18 protein-coding genes are annotated in these 19,561 nt (G+C 40.5%); 12 read left to right on the top strand and 6 right to left on the bottom strand.

What is annotated here, in order from left to right; translation table 11 throughout:
• The first annotated feature begins 740 nt into the window (after positions 1-740).
• From VF06_RS13560 to VF06_RS13540, 5 genes are all read left to right on the top strand, one after another.
• The gene (locus VF06_RS13560; RefSeq protein WP_099066273.1) at positions 741-2,375 is read left to right on the top strand and encodes a general stress protein; all 1,635 of its coding nucleotides are present in this window, start codon (positions 741-743) and stop codon (positions 2,373-2,375) included.
• Positions 2,376-2,526: 151 nt separating this feature from the next.
• Entirely contained in the window at positions 2,527-2,988 is a 462-nt protein-coding gene (locus tag VF06_RS13555) for a BON domain-containing protein (protein WP_099066274.1), read from the top strand.
• 663 nt (positions 2,989-3,651) lie between these two features.
• Positions 3,652-4,080, top strand: coding sequence for a CAAD domain-containing protein (locus VF06_RS13550; protein ID WP_099066275.1), 429 nt, complete (start codon positions 3,652-3,654; stop codon positions 4,078-4,080).
• Between the two features lie 254 nt (positions 4,081-4,334).
• On the top strand, positions 4,335-4,742 hold the full coding sequence (locus VF06_RS13545; RefSeq protein ID WP_099066276.1) for a hypothetical protein: 408 nt from the start codon (positions 4,335-4,337) through the stop codon (positions 4,740-4,742).
• A gap of 473 nt (positions 4,743-5,215) precedes the next feature.
• Entirely contained in the window at positions 5,216-5,992 is a 777-nt protein-coding gene (locus VF06_RS13540; protein ID WP_099066277.1) for an ABC transporter ATP-binding protein, read from the top strand.
• Positions 5,993-6,023: 31 nt separating this feature from the next.
• On the opposite strand, the gene VF06_RS13535 is transcribed toward VF06_RS13540, so the two are convergent.
• Positions 6,024-6,896, bottom strand: a complete 873-nt coding sequence (locus VF06_RS13535; protein ID WP_099066278.1) for an S-methyl-5'-thioadenosine phosphorylase — start codon at positions 6,894-6,896, stop codon at positions 6,024-6,026.
• Between the two features lie 103 nt (positions 6,897-6,999).
• Positions 7,000-7,809: an ABC transporter permease gene (locus VF06_RS13530; protein ID WP_099066279.1), complete on the bottom strand. Its 810-nt coding sequence runs from the start codon at positions 7,807-7,809 to the stop codon at positions 7,000-7,002.
• A 339-nt stretch (positions 7,810-8,148) separates the two neighbouring features.
• Between VF06_RS13530 and VF06_RS13520 the strand changes: the two genes are divergently transcribed.
• Positions 8,149-8,787: a histidine phosphatase family protein gene (locus VF06_RS13520; protein WP_099066281.1), complete on the top strand. Its 639-nt coding sequence runs from the start codon at positions 8,149-8,151 to the stop codon at positions 8,785-8,787.
• Positions 8,788-8,790: 3 nt separating this feature from the next.
• Here the strand turns inward: VF06_RS13520 and VF06_RS13515 are convergent, their stop codons facing one another.
• Positions 8,791-9,483, bottom strand: coding sequence for an ABC transporter ATP-binding protein (locus VF06_RS13515; protein WP_099066282.1), 693 nt, complete (start codon positions 9,481-9,483; stop codon positions 8,791-8,793).
• A 33-nt stretch (positions 9,484-9,516) separates the two neighbouring features.
• Here VF06_RS13515 and VF06_RS40700 point away from each other — a divergent pair, with 33 nt between their 5' ends.
• A complete protein-coding gene (locus VF06_RS40700; protein ID WP_180267700.1) occupies positions 9,517-9,690 on the top strand; it encodes a hypothetical protein in 174 nt (57 codons plus the stop codon).
• On the opposite strand, the gene VF06_RS13505 is transcribed toward VF06_RS40700, so the two are convergent.
• Positions 9,687-11,792, bottom strand: coding sequence for an acylase (locus tag VF06_RS13505; protein ID WP_099066351.1), 2,106 nt, complete (start codon positions 11,790-11,792; stop codon positions 9,687-9,689). The genes VF06_RS40700 and VF06_RS13505 overlap by 4 nt on opposite strands.
• Before the next feature lie 423 nt (positions 11,793-12,215).
• On the opposite strand from VF06_RS13505, the gene VF06_RS13500 reads away from it, so the two are divergent.
• From VF06_RS13500 to VF06_RS13480, 5 genes are all read left to right on the top strand, one after another.
• Complete coding sequence (locus VF06_RS13500; protein ID WP_099066284.1) at positions 12,216-13,247, top strand: FecCD family ABC transporter permease; 1,032 nt, start codon at positions 12,216-12,218, stop codon at positions 13,245-13,247.
• On the top strand, positions 13,244-14,278 hold the full coding sequence (locus tag VF06_RS13495) for a FecCD family ABC transporter permease (protein ID WP_099066285.1): 1,035 nt from the start codon (positions 13,244-13,246) through the stop codon (positions 14,276-14,278). The genes VF06_RS13500 and VF06_RS13495 overlap by 4 nt, the downstream gene beginning before the upstream one ends.
• Before the next feature lie 104 nt (positions 14,279-14,382).
• A complete protein-coding gene (locus VF06_RS13490) occupies positions 14,383-15,192 on the top strand; it encodes an ABC transporter ATP-binding protein (RefSeq protein WP_099066286.1) in 810 nt (269 codons plus the stop codon).
• A gap of 53 nt (positions 15,193-15,245) precedes the next feature.
• Positions 15,246-17,039, top strand: coding sequence for an ABC transporter ATP-binding protein (locus VF06_RS13485; protein WP_099066287.1), 1,794 nt, complete (start codon positions 15,246-15,248; stop codon positions 17,037-17,039).
• Positions 17,040-17,217: 178 nt separating this feature from the next.
• Positions 17,218-18,102 (top strand): Rpn family recombination-promoting nuclease/putative transposase, encoded by an 885-nt coding sequence (locus VF06_RS13480; protein ID WP_099066288.1) that lies wholly within the window; start codon positions 17,218-17,220, stop codon positions 18,100-18,102.
• A 40-nt stretch (positions 18,103-18,142) separates the two neighbouring features.
• Here VF06_RS13480 and VF06_RS13475 read toward each other — a convergent pair whose 3' ends face one another.
• Positions 18,143-18,520 carry a DUF1636 family protein gene (locus VF06_RS13475; protein WP_099076421.1) on the bottom strand — a complete coding sequence of 126 codons (378 nt, stop codon included), beginning with the start codon at positions 18,518-18,520 and terminating at the stop codon, positions 18,143-18,145.
• A gap of 9 nt (positions 18,521-18,529) precedes the next feature.
• Positions 18,530-19,480, bottom strand: a complete 951-nt coding sequence (locus VF06_RS13470; RefSeq protein WP_099076420.1) for an iron-siderophore ABC transporter substrate-binding protein — start codon at positions 19,478-19,480, stop codon at positions 18,530-18,532.
• Positions 19,481-19,561 lie beyond the last annotated feature (81 nt).

Genomic DNA, 19,561 nt, shown 5'->3' with positions numbered 1-19,561 from the left:
ATTTTTCATCAAAAGTCGTATAAGTTTGTTGACTGTTGACCGTTGATGGTTAACTGCTAACCGTAAAAAGTTAACAAGTGAAGTATTAGTTAGTTGAGTAGAAGTTAAGCATTATTAAATCATTAATATGTGGATATATTTTTATAAAAAAAGAATTCATTTTTTTGGTTCATCAAACAGAATACATGCGTCATTTTTCAGAATTCAGAATTGAATTATGTACGAGTGGCAAATGAATAAACGACGTTTTTGCACCACCGCTAAATTAAAAATTTAGCGGTCTACAATTAGTTGTAAGTGCTACTCCAAACTAATTGATTCTGACTTCTTAATTCTTTTCAATAACTATTTTTTAATTAAATATTTTGAATTGTATAAATTTTTGCTATGTCGAATATAGAGGTAAAAAAGCAAAATATTTTTGTGAATTAAGACAAAAAATATAAATAATACCGCATATTTTTTACTCATTTAGATAAAACCACCTATACCTGTTGATAGATAAAAAATTTCTTCCAAGGGATTGAGGAAAAATAAATATAAACATGTATTAATAGGGATTAATACCAGCTATAACCGAGCTATGGCAATCCCAAATAATTTGTGAAATATTACATGTTACAGTTATTGACTGTTAACCGTTGACAGTCAACAATCAACACCAAATATTGTTCGCAACTGAAATGAGATTGCTATATAAATTTTTGAATAATTGATTTTACTGTTTTTGGAGAAAAATAATGGTTGTAGGTGTACATAAACGTGCTGTCGGCGTATTTTCTACTCGTAGAGATGTTGAACATGCGCTACATGAATTGAAAAATGTCGGCTTTGATATGAATAGAGTATCTGTGATTACGCGAGATGGAGAGCGTGATGACATAGCTGGTGCTGAAGTACGCGATCGCGTTGGTGATAAATCAGATGAAGGCGCTGCGGTGGGTGCAGTTTCCGGTGGTGCTTTGGGTGGATTAACAGGCTTATTAGTAGGTCTTGGTACTTTAGCAATCCCAGGAATCGGGCCTATTATGCTGGCTGGTGCTACAGCAACCGCTTTAGCTACTACTCTTGCTGGAGCAGGTATCGGTGCTGTGGCTGGTAGTTTGCTTGGTGCATTGATTGGTTTAGGAATTCCTGAAGAACGAGCCAGAGTATACGACGAACGCGTCAAACGAGGACAGTATTTAGTAATCGTTGATGGTACGGATGCTGAAATCGCCAGAGCAGAAGCAATATTACGTCAGCGTGGTATCGAAGAATTTGGTATTTACGACCGTCCAGATAACGTACATTCAGCTACAGGTGTTGCTCATCGCGATGCGGTTAGCGGCAAATATGCAGTAGGATACTTTTCTCATCGTCCAGATGCGGAAGCTGCAATTAGCGATTTGCGAAAAGCAGGTTTTCCCTTGAGCCAAATTTCTTTAATTCACAGAGACTCTTCTCGACGAGAATCATTTCCAGATATTCATCTAAGCGATCGCTGGGACTCTAATCGCTGGACACTACCAGATAATCGCACTCATTTCTATAACGAGCGCATCAATCAAGGCGATTACGTCATCGTCGTTAACGGAAGTGAAGCTGAAATTCAACGTGCAGCGGCTATCATTAGCCAACACGGAATTCAACAGTGGCAAATTTTCGATGCAAGTGGCTATGCTCCTGGAACTACAGCCGTACAAACTGGAACTACACCCGTGCAAGCAACCAAACGCGCCATCGGTGTATTTGCTCATCGTCGAGATGCAGAAGCAGCAATTACAGAATTGCGAGATGCGGGTTTCCCCACGAGTAGAATCTCAGTTATTGCCAAAGATACTGATGGTCATGGGATAGCTGGTGTAGATAACAGAAACATCGGTGCAGGTAATAAAGCAGACGAGGGTGCAAAAGCCGGTGCAGCTACAGGTGGTGTCTTAGGCGGTTTAACAGGCTTATTAGTCGGTCTTGGTACTTTAGCAATTCCCGGAATCGGCCCAGTAATTGCAGGTGGCGCAGCAGCCACCGCCATAGCAACAACACTGGCTGGTGGTGCTATTGGTGCAGCAGCTGGTGGTATTGTTGGCGCGCTGGTTGGTTTAGGAATTCCCGAAGACAGAGCCAGAGTGTATAACGAACGCTTCCAAAGAGGTGATTACTTGGTAATTGTTGATGGTACAGAAGCCGAAATCTACCAAGCCGAACCCATTCTCAACCGTCGAGGTATCCAAGAATTTGGCATCTATGACGCCACCGATTTAGGTGAATATCGCTCGCGTTTTGACCAAGGAATCCATCGCACCACAGGCGGCGATCGCGTCAACTACTCAACAGATGTTCACAGAGACGATCCTGCTGTCGTTATCGTCGATCGTCGTGAAGAAATTATCTAATCAGAATTCAGAATTTCTAATTTTCAACTCTGTACATGTACAGACGCGATTAATCAAACTCACACTCCTGAATTTTGAATTCTGACTGCTTCCTTGCTCCTCACCTCTGCCGTAAATTGCAACAAATTTCATCTGAACTCAAATTAAACATATGCAAAAATTAACTCCCCTAGTAATTAGTTGCCTTTTAGTATTTGGTGTTGCTGCTTGCGATAACGTTTCTAAAACAAGTGAATCTGCACCTACTAATCCCAACGAAGCTGCACAAACACCAACTTCTCAAACAACAGAAGCTTCTCAAAAAGACGCACAAAGCGAACTCCGTAGAAGACAATTAAATGAGGATATTCGCGCCCGCGAACAACGCAATAATGCTACTGGCGGCGATGCAAATAGAGCCGCAGGTGACCTAGCAAGTGAAGTTCGCTCCAAATTAGAAGCTAATATACCAGGCGGTCAATTAACAGTTAGTGCAGCAAAAGATGGTACTGTCACTGTAGGAGGAACCGTACCCAATCAAGACCAAATTGCTAAGATTGAACCTTTATCCAAAGAAATTAAAGGTGTGAAGGCAGTAGTTGTAAAAGCTACTGTTGCCCCACCAAATAGCTAAGGAAGAATAGGTAGCGATGGGGAACTTCCAAGTAAAAAATATTTCATAGAAGGGTGTTGACTGTAGACTTCTAAGAGAAGTGGGGAAAAGGGTAAGGGGTGAAGGGGAAAGGGCAAATAAAAACCCTTTTCCCTTTCCCCCCTCTTGTAAAAGTTACTTTTGCAAGAGGTCTAGTCAACAATCAACCATCTGAAGCGGAATAATTTATTTTTTGGAGTTCCTGAAATGAATTTACAGCAGACTTGAAAAAATTAGCGAATTTGTCAAACTCAACCTTAGTTTCCAGTTAGAAGGCTCCATTGGTTAGATGAAAAACTCCTTCTCAACTGGAAAAAGCTGATTTTGTATTCTTGAGTACAAACGCGATTCATCCTCTATCCAGCTAATCCCTGCCTATGTAAATAACTTTAGAAGTGAAAGCGATCGCCATATATACACATACAGCAATACAGGTTGATTTGGGAACATTTTTTGCACCTTCAGACAAGAGACAACTTATTGAAAGCCTAATTTTATAGCTATATCAGGCAATTCCCAAACACGCTAAGAGTGGTATACTTAATCTAATAATGGCAAATAATTGACAACTGACGACTTTAATTATTATATTTATTGACGCCTAGTCAGTGATAAAAACTCCTGTAATTGCTGAAAACCAAAACTATGCAAACCCAACAGCAGCCACTCGAATCTGTGAACCCTTCTTCATTACAAGCTAACCTAGCACTTGAAGGAACAAACCCCACAAATTTACCAAAGCTACCACCAGCATCGGAACCTGAATGGCAACGAATTAGTAGGCAAATTTTGGCATTTTTCGGACAACTCCCAGAATATTTAAGTAGCTTTTTTAAAGATTACAGTCAGGCTCTCATAACTCTGAGTTTAATTTTTGCAGCCATCGTCACAGTCAAGGTAACATTAGCAGTTTTGAATGCAATTAACGATCTTCCACTACTACCACCAATTTTTGAATTAATCGGAATCGCCTATACCACTTGGTTTACTTTTCGCTATTTAATTAAGGCTGCAAATCGGCAAGAATTAGCCCAGCAATTTCAATTTTTTAAAAAGGAAATTGTAGGCGAATAATTGGAAAATTATTTGATAGCAAAAATACCTTAGAAGATTGTTAACTGTTGATTGTTGACTGTTGATGGTTCACAGTTAACAGTCAACAGTCAACACTTTACCTGTCTCGCTGAATCTTTTGGATACATCTCAAGATAGAGAAAAGCATATATTTAGAAACTTAAATCACTTCTCAAGATAGTAGATTGACAATGAAAAACAGCCTAATCTAGTTCTCGAAGTTATTCAATAGATTCTTAACGAGGACATAATTTATGGCTAATGAATCAGTTAAAAAAGGTATAGATTCATCTGAACGTGCAGAAGTAGATACATACGATCGCGGAATTATCCCAGCTGAAACCGCTGCTCGCAGAGAAAGAGAAGGAGATAAATTCAAAACAGTCCCCACAGAAGAAAGAGAAGCAAGTTCAGCCACCGACGATCAAACCGACTCCCAAAGCATACGTACCACTGACGGTTACACCGTAGACAAAGAAGGTTTATTGAATAACTATGCAGTTGAACCAGAAATGTACTACGAAGAACCAGGTGATGCGCGCCAAGAAGCAACAGAAGATGCTGCACAACGCGTTGAAGAACTTGAAGAAATTAACCAAGACGAAGAAGGTAAGTTAACAGAAAAAGGCGACAACCGCGGTAAAGGCTCAGGAATCATTTAATTAAAAACCATCATTGAATTTTAGATTTTGGATGTTGGATTGAAATTTCCAGATACAAAATATCTAAAAAAAGCAAATTTATTGGTGGAATAAATCTCAAATTCAAAATTCTTTTAATTGTTCCTGGGTGCAATTACACGTAAACAGGCTAACCATCAAATTACTAGAGACGCAGCGAACCTCGCTGCGTCTTTAGTATGAAAGCTCGAAAAAATAAACAATAGACTTCTTGCAGAAGTCCGGAAAAGGGGGTGCATGTTTGGTATTTTCCCTTTCCCCAATAAAGATGCATCCCTTTTCCCACAAGAGTGCAAAAGTGCTTTTTGCACTCTTGTGTAATAACTTGTACGGGCGAACGGCTGTTCGTGCCTTACGCAACGACTGTACCCTGTAGAAGGAATAGCTTTCTCGCCGTCTTTTGGTAAAAATGGTATTGACAGACTGCTTCAGGATAAGGAACTTAATTTCAACAAATGCCACTCGAACTACAAAATCTCACAGGCGGTTATACCACATTACCAATTGTTCAAGACATTAACCTCAGCCTGCAAACAGGAGAATGGTTAAGTTTAGTTGGTGCTAATGGTTCAGGTAAGTCTACCTTACTGAAATTGCTCAGTCGTATTCTGACTCCACAGCAGGGAACAGTGCTACTTGATGGTAAAGCAATTCATTCTCAACCCCCAAATATAGTTGCACAGAAACTAGCATTTTTACCCCAACAACAAATAGTCCCTGTTGGCTTAACAGTAAGACAATTAGTCAGTTTAGGACGCACGCCACATCAACCTTGGTGGCAATGGGAATTAAAGGCTGAAGATTGGCTAAAGGTTGAAACTGCAATTCAAAAGACGCAACTACAAAAATTAAGCGATCGCTTAGTCGAACAACTTTCAGGAGGTGAAAGACAACGAGCTTTTCTAGCTTTAGCACTAGCGCAAGAACCAAAAGTTTTATTATTAGATGAACCTACAACTTTTTTAGATATTAACTATCAGTTGCAACTGTTGGAACTACTCAAAGAACTAAATCAACACCAAGAGTTAACTATTGTCACAGTTCTACACGAACTCAATTTAGCCGCACGGTATAGTTCTCGCATTGCCTTATTAAAACAAGGTCAAATTTGGGAAGTTGGTACGCCTGAAGAAGTTATGACACCAAATGCGATCGCTCAAGTTTTTGGCGTAGATTCAGTGATTATTCAGACGCCTGTGGGACTACAGGTTTGTGCTATTTCTGCGATTTAATGACATCTGGTCGTTTACCTTTGATAGCTTGCTACAAATACTTCTGCAACAATAAACCTAACTTTTCTTTCGTTGCGGCTGGTGCTTTATCTAATGGAGTCAAAATTGCATATTTCAAAGCCGAATGTGCTTCACTTGGTGGTGGATTTTCACTTAATCGGCGCACAGTTTCTTGAATCACCTTTTGAGCGTTGGCTGCATTCCGCAACAAATTGCCAATTACCATCTCCACCGTCACACTGTCATGGTCTGGATGCCAACAATCATAATCAGTCACCAGCGCTAAAGTTGCGTAGGCGATTTCTGCTTCCCTAGCCAACTTCGCCTCTGGTAAATTCGTCATCCCAATAATTGTTGCACCCCAACTGCGGTAAAGATTTGATTCTGCCTTTGTGGAAAAGGCCGGCCCTTCCATGCACACATAAGTACCGCCACGATGGAGGGTGACTTCTGGTAAATTGAGAGAAGCGATCGCCGAAGCCAACACACTAGCCAAATTCTGACAAATCGGGTCGCCAAAGGCAATGTGAGCCACAATACCTTCACCGAAAAACGTTGAAATGCGATTTTTGGTTCTGTCAATAAACTGGTCTGGTACTACCATATCTAATGGTTTCGCCTCTGCTTTCAACGAACCCACAGCACTAGCAGAAATTAAATACTCCACACCCAATTGCTTCATCGCATAGATATTGGCGCGAAACGGTAACTCAGAAGGTAAAAGCGTGTGATTACGTCCATGACGCGCCAAAAAAGCTACCCGTGTTTCATCCAAAGTCCCCAGAATCAAAGCATCAGATGGCGAACCAAAGGGAGTCTCAACTTGCACCTCTTCCACATTTTTGAGCGCATCCATTTTATACAGACCGCTACCACCGATAATTCCGATACTAGCTTGAGGCATGATACTGAACCTTTTCCTTGCTGAGCTGCTAAGTTATTCTACTAGATGGCGAACGAGACGAGAATATCAGCTTCCACCAAGGACTGTTAACTAAGCCTTCTTTCTACTTCTTAACTTGTGATTTGTGAATTAACACATTTGTCAACTGATGATTGCGATTAAACAAAGCCAGGAAAGCTAGGATAATGACACCTATGATAGCGATCGCTGTACCTGATGTCTGTGCAAAAATAATCACAATTTGGTAGCGTATGGCATCAGTAGGATTTGCCCCAGCGAGAATTTGACCAGTCATCATTCCTGGTAAACTAACTAATCCCATCACCATCATGGAATTAATAGTGGGAATCATTCCTGTTCTCAAGGCTTCTCTAATAGTTTGATGTGCGGCTTCCCAACGAGTTGCACCCAGACTCAGTAGCGCCTCTATTTCCCCCCGGCGATTGGTTAAGTCTTCCATAAATCGATCTAAACTCAAAGACGTACCCGTGAGCGCATTACCTAACACCATACCCAAAAAAGGGATGAGATACTGAGGCTCGTACCACGGTTGTACACCCAAAATACCGCTAACTACTATCCCCGTGACTAAAAATGAACCACTCAAAAGCGAAATAAAATTATTCCAATAGATACCAGTGAATCGTCTACGCGTGCGATTAACACTAGATATACCAGCTATGACGGTCATACCCAAAGCCAAAAGTATGATTAACACAGGGTTGCTGAGAGTAAACACCCACTGCAATATATATCCCACCATCAATAACTGCACTACCATACGTAGGGAAGCTATTCCCAAGCTTTTTTCTAGTCCCAACCGCAGACTCAAAGAAAGCCCCACATTAATGGCAATAAACAAAGTCGCCAAAGCCAATTGTCCGTAACTAATCTGGATATACTTGGTTTCCATTACTTTGTTTCCTTTAACAAGTAGCAATATCAGCGTCAGTAGACAAGAGTGCAAAAACCACTTTTGTACTTTTGTGGGAAAAGGTTAAAGGGAAAGGGGAAAGGGGAAAGGGGAAAGGGGAAAGGGGAAAGGGGAAAGGTTAAAGGGGAAAGGGAAAATACCAAACATGCACCCCCTTTTCCCGACTCTGCAAGAAGTTTAGTAGAGGAGAGTCGGGAGTCGTTTGTAGTTGATTGACTTTTTTCGTTGATTATTTTGTCCTGGTGTCACAAATTCGATTGCGAGATTAATGGTACTTTATGTTTGCACAATTTATTTATCCTAATCGACATACAAGCTATGACACTAAATTTATATTTACTGCGGCATGGAGAAACTACTTTTAGTCAAAGTGGTAATTTTTGCGGTGAAACTGATGCACAGCTGACTTCTGAAGGGATGCAGATGGCAGAGAGTTTTGCCAATGTTTATCGAAAATTAAAGTGGGAAGCCGTTTATGTTAGCCCGATGAAGCGCACAATTGCAACTGCCAAGCCATTTTGTGATGCTATTGGTATGGATATGCAGTTGCGGGATGGACTCAGAGAAGGTAGTTACGGCCAATGGGAAACTAAGAGTAAATCCTTTGTTCAAGATAATTACGTAGAAAACTATGTCAAATGGTTGACAGAACCAGCTTGGAATGCACCACTAGGTGGAGAAACTGCGGTAGATATTGCTAACCGTTCTATGCCTGTAATTGCTGAAATCCAAGAAAAACATCCCCAAGGTAACGTTTTAGTAGTTTCCCATAAAGCCACGATTCGGATTATGCTTTGTAGTTTACTGGGAATTGATTTAGGGCGCTATCGCTATCGGGTGAATATTCTGGTTGCGTCAGTAAGTATGGTGAAATTTGACGTTAATGGCCCTTTGTTAGAAATATTAGGCGATCGCCATCACATACCCGACGATCTTCGTTCTCGTCCAGGAACGTAATTGTCAGGTCTTCCATACTTCATCAGATTCCGAATTATCTTTTAAGGTAATTTGACGATTAGTAATCCTTGCCAATTGGTTGGGGTCATGACTTGTCCAGAGATATGTCCGTTGTGGCTGTTCGTGTTGCCAAGCTGTAACTAAAGCCTCCAAACTTTGGGCAGTTCCGGCATCTAGTGACGCAGTGGGTTCATCTAGTAGCAATATCGCCCCTTGAAGCTGCAAAGCTCTCAAAAAAGCGACTATCTGGGCTTCTCCACCAGAAAGAGCGCTAACCGGACGCTGCAAAAAGTCAGGAGTTTTATGCAAAAGATGTAGATAATTTAAAATCAACTCGCGGTTATAAATTAAATGGCGGTGAACAGTTAATCGATAAACTTGCTGGAGATTTTCCTCTACAGTTCCTTCCCAAAGGCCTGGTCGTTGTTGCAAATAAATAACTTGGGAACGATAGGTAGGCATAAACTGGGAATTTATCGGCTGTCCCTGAAAAATAATTTGCCCTGCTTGTACGGCATCGAGACCAGCCAATGCTCGCAGGAGTAAACTTTTACCAGAGCCAGAAGCACCTATAACTGCTACTCGCTCCCCTGGAAATATTTGAAAACTGAGGTGACTCCAAATCCAGCGTTGCTCAACTCTTCGCCCTAAATCTTGTATCGAAAGAATAGGGTTTTCAGTCAGTGGATCTTTCATTTTTGGAAAATGGGGAGTGGGGAGATGGGGGAGATGGGGAGATGGGGAGATGGGGAGATGGGGAGATGGGGGAGATGGGGAGATGGGGAGCAGGGGAGATGGGGAGATGGGGAGCAGGGGAGATGGGGAGCAGGGGAGATGAGTTTTTCCCCTCTGCCCCATGCCCCATGCCCCATGCTCCATGCCCAATGCCCCAAGTTTATCTAGAATACTTTTCGTGCTTCTAGATGGGCAAGGATATCAGAGCGATCGCGCCATACGGGACGCAATTTTTTCTTGGCGAACAAGTTTAATTGATCGCCAATGTGCGGCGATCCCGGTTGAGTTGCATTGCCGTAGCTGGTGAGTGCCATTGCTCGTACCGGGTTAGAAAATTCGATTGCTGCAACATAGGAATCGCCGGCTTCAGATTTAAACTTTCCATCTGGTTGTGGTGATGCATACAAGTTTCGGAAAATTCCCAGAGGATCGGCTCCACCGTTGGCAGGTAAATCTATATTGCCATAACGCAGTCGAAAAACATCTCCCCATGCCACATCTATAGTTCCATAGGTTTTTTCTATTTTTGCTGCCACTGCTTCCAGGGTTGCAACTGCACTTTCTGGATCGGCTAAACCATCGGGTGTGGTGCGTGGGGAGTTTTCACTCCAAGGTTGACTAAATGTTTTATTTAAGTCCAGCTGTTGAACCCAAAAGGCAAATAGTACCGCCCCTCGACTATCTGCATTAGCTTGCCGATCCCAGGTTTCTAAAACGCTGGCTGCTTTTTGTCCCAAGTCTTTACCGTACTTACGGGCAGCAGGAATTAAATCATCCAAAAGGCGATCGGCCATTTCCATGCGAGTCGAGTGTTTGTATGCAATCATTTCATCAAAAGAGATTTTGTCATCTTCTGCCAACATCCTCACGGAACGTTGCGATCGGAAATCCATGAAACGAGGTGCCATGTAAGGCGGGTAATTATCTGCATTAATCGCCGTTGGGAAGGTAGTTGTCCACGGTGGATCGTTAGCATTTTGCAACCAACCACTCTTGGGATCGACTATGCGCGGTAAATCTTGGTATGGATGGATTTTTGTCCATAAAGTTTTAGATGTATCTCCAGGAATAACACCTTGCCAATATGCAAAATCTCCTTGTTGACGTATCGGAACTTGACCGTTGAATAGGTGCATAATATGTCCTTCTCTATCGGCATACATCACCGTAAACATCGATAGTTGCAAGCGTTTGAGTGCGGTTTCAAATTGCTTGAGATTTTTTGCTCGTGCCATATCCCACCACTGTTGGAGTACGCCTGGTCGGTCAAGACCAACAACTCTCAGTGCTATGGCTTTACCATCTTTTTCAGCTATTACAGGCCCGTGGATGGAACTTTTAACTAGTAATCGTTGCTCCTTTAAAGAACCATTTTTTTGTTTCACCTTCAACGACACAGTTTTGGCAAGGAATTTGCGAACTTTACCATCAAACAGGTAACCATTATCTTTTGGTGTGAGTTCATACAAATCCCAACCATCATAGGTGTTAACGGTGTGAGTCCAACCCAAATTATTGTTAAAGGCGATCGCCAATACAGGAATACCCACAAGTGTTACCCCATAAGCATCAATTCCCGGTGTGGTGATTTGGGCTTCGTACCATAAAAACAAATCCGACCAAGGTAAATGCGGATTGGCTAGCAACATAGCGTTTCCACTAGCAGAATGAGTTGGTGCAATGGCCCAACCATTAGAACCTGCGGGCAACTTTTGTTTGCTCAAATCAAATACCAGTTCTGGATCCACCACAAAGGTGAAATTCAGTACCCGATGTAAGTGAGCCATCACATCTTCTCCCTTGACTGGTAGCACCACCTCTACACCATCGTCAATAGAGTTTCGATTTTGGGAAGCATAAGCATTGATCCCGGCCGCAAAAGCATCTAGATACTTGCGAAAACTGGGATTTTGTGCTTGATACCAAACACCAGCGCGTTCTGGGACTCCCATAGACAGTACCCAACGATCTGACTCTAGATATTCTTCACCCCAGTATTCCGCCGCACGTCCCCGTGCTTGACCATAAAGACGCAAAAGCAAATCTCCATGACTTTGCATTTGTGCCCAACCAAAGGCATAAAAAGCACTTGCATCGTCTTTAGCGTAGATATGCGGTATTCCATAGGTATCCCATAATATCTCTGTAGATTTTGTTGGTGTAGCTATACTCTGGCTGCCGATAAACAAAACCAGTATGAAACTGAGTATTAAGGGTAAAACACGTATTGATTTTCTTTTGTAAGACTTTGATAAAATATCAAACTTCATTAACACCACCATGTGTTAGCAACGTTTATGTGGGGAATGGGCATTGGGCATGGGGCATTGTTGCTGATGAATTATTCTCCTCATCTCCCCCATGCCCCATTTCCTGTTCAAAGTTAAATTTCAGTCGATCTAAACAATACCAGTTTATTGAGAAAATATATCAAAAGTTTATGAGTATGTTTTATTGGTGTAAAAAATTGAGAAATGGTCGCATGATAATGTAATCTATATATTTATTAAGAAAAATTATCAATTTAATGATGAGAAAGCTGCTAAATATTGAAAGTGCAAATTTATAGATTTTTTCATCTAATGCTGTTCTCTGTGGGGGCGCACAGCTGCGTACCCCTTCTATAACGGTTTAATTACCCTAAAAAAATACATAACCAGCAGGGCGTAATATTTTCAACTGATAGCAGGATCATGATAAAAGCCACCATAGTGTCACTGAAAGAATTCAAAAAGCGGCAAATGTCGGGCTTATTTGGTCTGGTTTTGGGACTTTGTGTGCTGCTAATTTGCTTGGTGTGTAGTGTGACGCTGGGTGCAGCAGAAATACCTCTACATCGGGTTATTTCATCTTTTATAGTGTTTGATGGTTCCTACGATCGCTTAATTATTCAGACTGTGAGATTACCGCGATCGCTCGTTGCTATTCTTGTGGGATCGGCCTTGGCAGTATCGGGAGCGTTGATGCAAGGTTTAACACGCAACCCCCTAGCAGATCCAGGAATTTTGGGTATTGAGTCTGGTGCAGCAGTGGCGGTGGTTGTAGCGACTTTTTTATTTGGTAGCCCATCCTTAGATGTTTATACAATTGTGGCGTTTCTGGGGGCTGGAGCCACGGCAATCTTAGTTTACTTCCTGGGTTCCTTAGGACGGGGAGGAGCTACGCCATTAAATTTGACGGTGGCAGGTGCAGCTTTAACAGCTCTCATCTCTTCCATAACCACTGCTACTTTGATTGTCAGCCAACGCACCCTAGAGGAAATTAGATTTTGGTTGGCTGGTTCCCTAGCTGGCCGGGATATGGATATGTTTTTCCAAGCATTACCTTTTGTCCTCACCGGATTAATTATTGCTTTTGCCCTTGGTAGACAAATTACTACCATGAGTTTGGGTGAAGACGTAGCTAAAGGCTTAGGGCAACAAACAGCTTTAGTTAAAATTGCCACTGCTATCAGCGTAGTTTTACTAGCTGGGAGTTCCGTTGCTATTGCCGGGCCAATCGGCTTTATTGGTTTAGTCGTTCCCCATATGGTGAGATTTTATATCAAAGCTGATTACCGCTGGATATTACCTTATTGTGCAGTTTTGGGGGCTATTTTACTTTTGATTGCAGATATTGGCGCTCGTGTGTTGCTCAAACCGCAAGAGTTACCTGTAGGTGTAATGACAGCACTTGTGGGTGCGCCTTTTTTTGTCTACTTGGCTAAGTCAAAGGTGAAAAAATGAATTTTGTAGTCATTCGTTCTCAAGGAATATCCTTGCGTATAAACCGACGGGTACCATTCATGGTGCTATGTTTGGCACTAGCGATTGTGATAGCAATGACGATGAACTTGGGGCGGGGTGAATATCCGATTTCCCCTGGGGATATTATGAAAACTCTATTGGGTTTAGATACGGGAAACCCAGACCATGCATTCGTGATTTACAATTTGCGTTTACCCCGTACCCTTGTAGCTTTGATGGTGGGGGTGGCGCTGGCAATTTCTGGGACTATCTTTCAAGGACTCACACGCAATCCATTGGCCGATCCCGGTATTATTGGTATTAATGCTGGGGCAAGTCTGGCGGCAGTGAGCGTAATTGTCTTATTTCCGTCAGCGCCAATTTATACTTTACCGCTATCGGCTTTTGCTGGTGCTTTGCTGATGGCGATTTTAATTTACTCCTTGGCTTGGAATAACGGTAGTTCGCCGATTCTATTAATTTTGATTGGTATTGGTTTATCTGCGATCGCCACTGCCATCACCAGCTTAATGATTACCTTTGGCGAAATTTACAATGTTAGCAATGCTTTGGTTTGGTTAGCTGGAAGTGTCTACGGACGCACGAGTGAGCAAGTATTTTCTTTATTACCTTGGCTACTTGTTTTTATCCCAATGGCTTTGACATTGGCAAGACATTTGAACGCTCTTAACTTAGGAGATGATGTTGCCAAAAGTCTAGGTAGTAGAGTGGAATGGCAACGTGGTTTACTGATATTGGTGGGGGTAGCCTTAGCAGGCGCAGGAGTCGCCAGTGCCGGTAATATTGCTTTTGTCGGTTTAATCGCACCGCATTTAGGACGACAGTTAGTAGGTACAACCCACGAAGGCTTAATTCCTATTTCCGCACTTTTAGGAGGAGTAATTGTTGTCATGGCAGACTTCTTGGGTAGAACCTTGTTTGCACCCATCGAACTGCCTTGTGGAGTAGTAACTGCTGCCATTGGCGCTCCTTATTTTTTGTATTTATTAATTCGTAATCGGAAAAAATGAGGGACTGGGGGAAAAGGATATTTTATCAACTAAAAAATCAGATTTTCATAAATCTAAAATCTAAAATCTAAAATCTAAAATCCAAAATCCAAAATGGTTTCATTATGAAAGGATTGTCAACCAAAAGTTTGTCTTTAGCTTACGATGGTGCAACGATTATCCGTGACTTAAATTTAGCAATTCCCGGCGGACAAATTAGTGCTTTAGTTGGTGCTAATGGTTGTGGTAAGTCAACTTTGTTAAGAGGCTTGGCAAGATTACTCAAACCTCGTGATGGCATAGTATATCTGGATGGAAATTCTATTTTGAATCTTTCTACCAAAGAAATAGCGCAACAATTGGGTATTTTGCCCCAAGGGCCAGTAGCACCGGAAGGGTTAACAGTACGAGATTTAGTAGCACAAGGACGTTATCCTTATCAAAATTGGTTACAACAATGGTCAATAAAAGATGAAACAATCGTACAACAGGCGCTAGAGATCACTGATTTGTTGAAGTTAGCAGATAGAGCATTAGATACTTTATCTGGTGGACAACGACAAAGAGCTTGGATTGCTATGGCACTAGCACAAGATACAGATATTTTACTTTTAGATGAACCGACTACTTTTTTAGATTTGGCGCATCAAATAGAGATTTTAGATTTATTGTACGATTTGAACCAAATTCAAGGACGAACTATTGTAATGGTATTACACGATCTAAATCAAGCATGTCGTTATGCTGATTATTTAGTTGCTGTAAAAGATGGCCGAATTTTTGCTGCTGGCGAACCAAAGTTAGTGATGACTAAAGAAATGGTTCAGGAGGTTTTTGGATTGGAGTGTCGTATTGTTCCCGATCCCGTGGTTGGAACTCCTATGTGTATACCAATAGGACGCAAGACAAAAATCAATCATCAGCAAATCGAATGAGATTCGTCATGCAATGTCTACCAAAATCATTTAATTACAAAAAATAAACACTCGTGACAAAAGTATCTCAAAAGCCTAAAAATTCAACTTCTCCTCTAAAACGCTTGCTCAATTATGGCAGCCAATATCGCCTGCAAATATGGCAAGCAACATTATTTACTATCATCAATACTATTTTAGATTTAGCACCACCGTGGTTAATTGGTGTGGCGATAGATATTTTGGTAGAAAAGCAAAATTCTTTTATTGCTAAATTAGGTGTAAGGGAGATAATTTGGCAGTTTTTTTTGCTAACAGTTGTCACTATAATTATCTGGATACTAGAGTCGGCTTCTGAGTACGCTTACAATCGACTATGGTGGAATTTAGCTCAAAATATTCAGCATGATTTACGCGTTGATACCTACAATCATGTACAAGCATTAGATTCAGATTATTTTGAAGAAAGCAGCACTGGTGGGTTGATGTCAATTTTGAATGACGACATCAACAGATTGGAAGATTTTTTAAATTTTGTAGCTAGTGAAATTATCCAAATTACTACTTCAGTGATTATTTTAACTTGCGGTGCTTTCTGGATTTTACCTCCTGCCATTACTTTGGCAACATTGTTGCCTATGCCTTTTATCCTTTGGGGTTCCTTTACTTATCAAAAGCTACTGGAAGATCGTTACGCTGAAGTCAGAGAAAGAGTAGGTTTTCTCAACTCACGATTAGCAAACAATTTAACTGGAATTACCACAATTAAAAGTTTTACTGCCGAAGCTTATGAAAGTGCGAGATTTGCTGGAGAAAGTGAAGCATATCGCAAAAGTAATGCCAAAGCAATTAAACTTTCTGCTGCTTTTAATCCTTTAATCAGAATGCTAATTTTAGGAGGATTTACAGTTTTATTATTTTGGGGAGGAATGGCGACATATTCAGGTAAGATATCCATTGGCAATTATAGTGTTTTACTCGTTTTAGTCCAGAGACTTTTGTGGCCATTAGTATCATTAGGAGAAATATTTGATAAATATCAAAGGTCAATGGCTTCTACGAATCGCATCATGGATTTATTAGATGCTCCCATAAATATTATTCCAGGTGAAAAATCTTTACCTATTGAGCAAGTACGTGGTGAAATTTTCTTTCAACAAGTGACTTTTGCTTATACCAATAGAGAACCAGTAATTAAAAATCTATCTTTACATATACCCGCAGGTAAAACCATTGCCATTGTAGGTTCTACAGGTTCTGGTAAGAGTACTTTAGTAAAATTATTGCTGCGATTGTATGAAATTTCTGGCGGCAGAATTACGATTGATGGTATTGATATCCAAGAATTAAATTTAGGTGATTTACGTCGCAGTATTGGGTTGGTGAGTCAGGATGTATTCTTATTTCATGGTACCGTTGCTGAAAATATCGCCTATGGTACTTTTGATGCTAGGGATGAAGAAATAATTGCTGCTGGAAAAATTGCCGAAGCTCATGATTTTATTATGCGGCTACCCCAAGGCTATGAAACAATAGTCGGGGAACGAGGACAAAAATTATCTGGGGGACAACGCCAAAGAATTGCTATTGCTAGGGCTGTTTTGAAAAATCCACCAATTTTAATTTTAGACGAAGCTACATCAGCGGTGGATAATGAAACTGAAGCTGCTATTCAGCGTTCTTTAGAACGGATTACTGTGAATCGGACTACAATAGCGATCGCTCATCGTCTTTCCACTATCCGCAATGCTGATTGCATTTATGTCATGGAATATGGAGAGTTGATTGAATCAGGAACCCATGAAGAATTGTTGGATAAAAATAGAATTTATGCTGGTTTATGGCAAGTGCAGTCTGGAGTCAAATGATTGAAGCTAAGGGAACTCCAAAAAATAAATTGTTCCGCTTCGGGTCGTTGACTACTGACTGTCAACGGTCAACAGTTAACAGTCTTCTGTGAAATATTTTTTTACTTGAAAGTCCCTAATTAAAACTCTGTCCGTTTAAGCATGGAGTCTTTTAAATTCTGTATTCTAATTCCTTTTTATGCGACGAGATTCAATTTTTTATCAACTTTTTCAACAATATCCTGGTTTACTATTTGAGCTATTGGCAAATCCTCCAATAAATGCAGATGCTTATCGCTTTGATTCCGTAGCTGTCAAAGAACCAAAATTTGAAATAGATGGGGTATTTTTGCCACCAGAAAACGAAGGTGTAGGAGTCGTATATTTTTGTGTTAGCGAAGCGTGCCGAAGCATGAGGCAGGTACAGTTTCAAAAAGATGAACGGCTTTACGAAAGAGTATTTGCAGAATCCTCATTATATTTCTATCGTAATCGTGACAGGTTCAGTGATTGGCAAGTAACGATTATTTATCCATCTCGCACTATTGAACAAAGGGATATTTATCCTCATCGTTCACTACTCAATGGTGGGCAAGTTCATCGAATTTATTTGGATGAATTGGGCAATATTCGGCAATTACCTCTATGGGTAGCGTTGATGGTACTAACCACCGTCAACGAGGAACAAATGCCAGAGGAAGCAAGGTATCTCTTAACAAGAACTCGTGAAGAATCATCTTCATCAAGCCGTGTAATAATAGAAATGATAATGACAATAATGGTGTATAGATTTGAACAATTAAGCCCAAAGGAGATAGAGTTGATGCTAGGAATAACACTCAAAGAAACAAGAGTTTACCAAGAAATTAAGGAAGAAGGACGCCAAGAAGGACGCCAAGAAGGACGCCAAGAAGAGGCTGCTAACTTGATTATCCGAATCTTAGCTAAGCGGTTTGGGGAACTATCAAATGAAATTCGCGGCTCAATTTCTGGTTTGTCTTTACCTGTTTTAGAAGATTTGAGTGAAGCATTGCTAGATTTTACTAGCTTGGCTGATTTAGAAGCTTGGTTAGTAACAAAATAAATGAAGTTAATATTTGAGAACAGTGCATGATAATTTGTAGCTATGATTTTACAGATGGAATCTGCGCGAAAATAGCAGACTTTAGAACTTGCGGTAGCTGTTCCCAAGCTACACTGCCTTTACGTTTTTGAATATAAATTTGCATAAATTCTAGTAAGGCTGCTGCGCTTTCTTCTGGGGTCAAATCGACAAACAAATAGGTGGGTTTATCCTCGCTGGATACAGCTACAACACAGCCTCGATCGCAAGCCCACAAACAACCAACTCCTTGAATTTCAAGTTCGTCAATAGTGAATTTTTCCATACATAAATTATTTAATTTGTCAATGAAAATATCGCCATCGAAAGGTGGATTTTTTGGCCGTTCTTCAGATGAACGGTGACAAGATTTGCAGACAAATATCGTGTGTTTAGGCATAGCATATAGTTAAGGAATGTTGACAAGGTATTTAAATAAATCATCAATCACTGCATCGGTGGCAATCATATGTGTTGCAGACCATGATGTAATATTCACATTATAAACATGATTTTTTTGAACAGCTTTGAGCTTTTGCCATAGAGGATTTTGTTGTTTTTTTTCTAGAAATTGCTTTCCACCACTAGCAAAAGTGGCTACAAATAAAACATCGCCATCAGCTTTTTCTAATTCTTCTAGGGAAATATTCTCGGCTCCATAAGGTGATTCGATATTTTGTGAAGTGGGACGTGGCAAATTAGCATCATTCATAATGGAACCCACAAATGAGTTTCTAACATCAATTGATATTTGCTTGCCATTAATATAGATAAAGGATATTTTTTTGTCTTGATAGTGAGTTCCTAATGCTAATTTTAGTTGTTCGATTCGTCGATTATAACGATTCCAAAGAGCTTTTTCAACTTCCTGTTTTCCTAATGTCTCAGCCACAAAAGTTAAATGTTTTTTCCAGTTAGAATACTCCATTTCCCCCAAAACTGTGGGGGCAATTTTAGATAACTGAGGATAAATTGACTGGAACCAATCTACACCAATAATTAAATCTGGTTTGAGTAGTAAGATTGCTTCTAAATTTGGTCTCTCCAATCCAACTAATTTGATTTCATCTGTTTTATACGAGGTTCTGAGAAAGTTTTCTTCCCGGTAATATTCATTAGTTGTGCCAATTGGTTTAACACCAAGTGCCAGTACATTGCCTAAAGTAGATAAAGATAAAGTAACAATACGCTGGGGTTGATTGGGAACACAGGTTTCTCCCATTGTATGTTTAACTATGTGGCACTCGGCAGGTGATAAACGGGGTAGTAAAGATATAGTTTTAGGAGTTTTATAGTTGCAGATTACAACTACAATAAATCCTAGAATGGTTAATATTAATAAATATAAAAATTTTCGCATTATCTATCAGAATTAACAATTGGAAGATTGCTTAATTGAGGTCAGAAGTTAGGAGTCTAAATTAGAACTACTAACTTCTAA

The organism is Nostoc linckia z4 (assembly GCF_002608075.1).
GTDB lineage: Bacteria > Cyanobacteriota > Cyanobacteriia > Cyanobacteriales > Nostocaceae > Nostoc > Nostoc linckia.
This window is presented reverse-complemented; position numbering and strand designations above follow the sequence as displayed.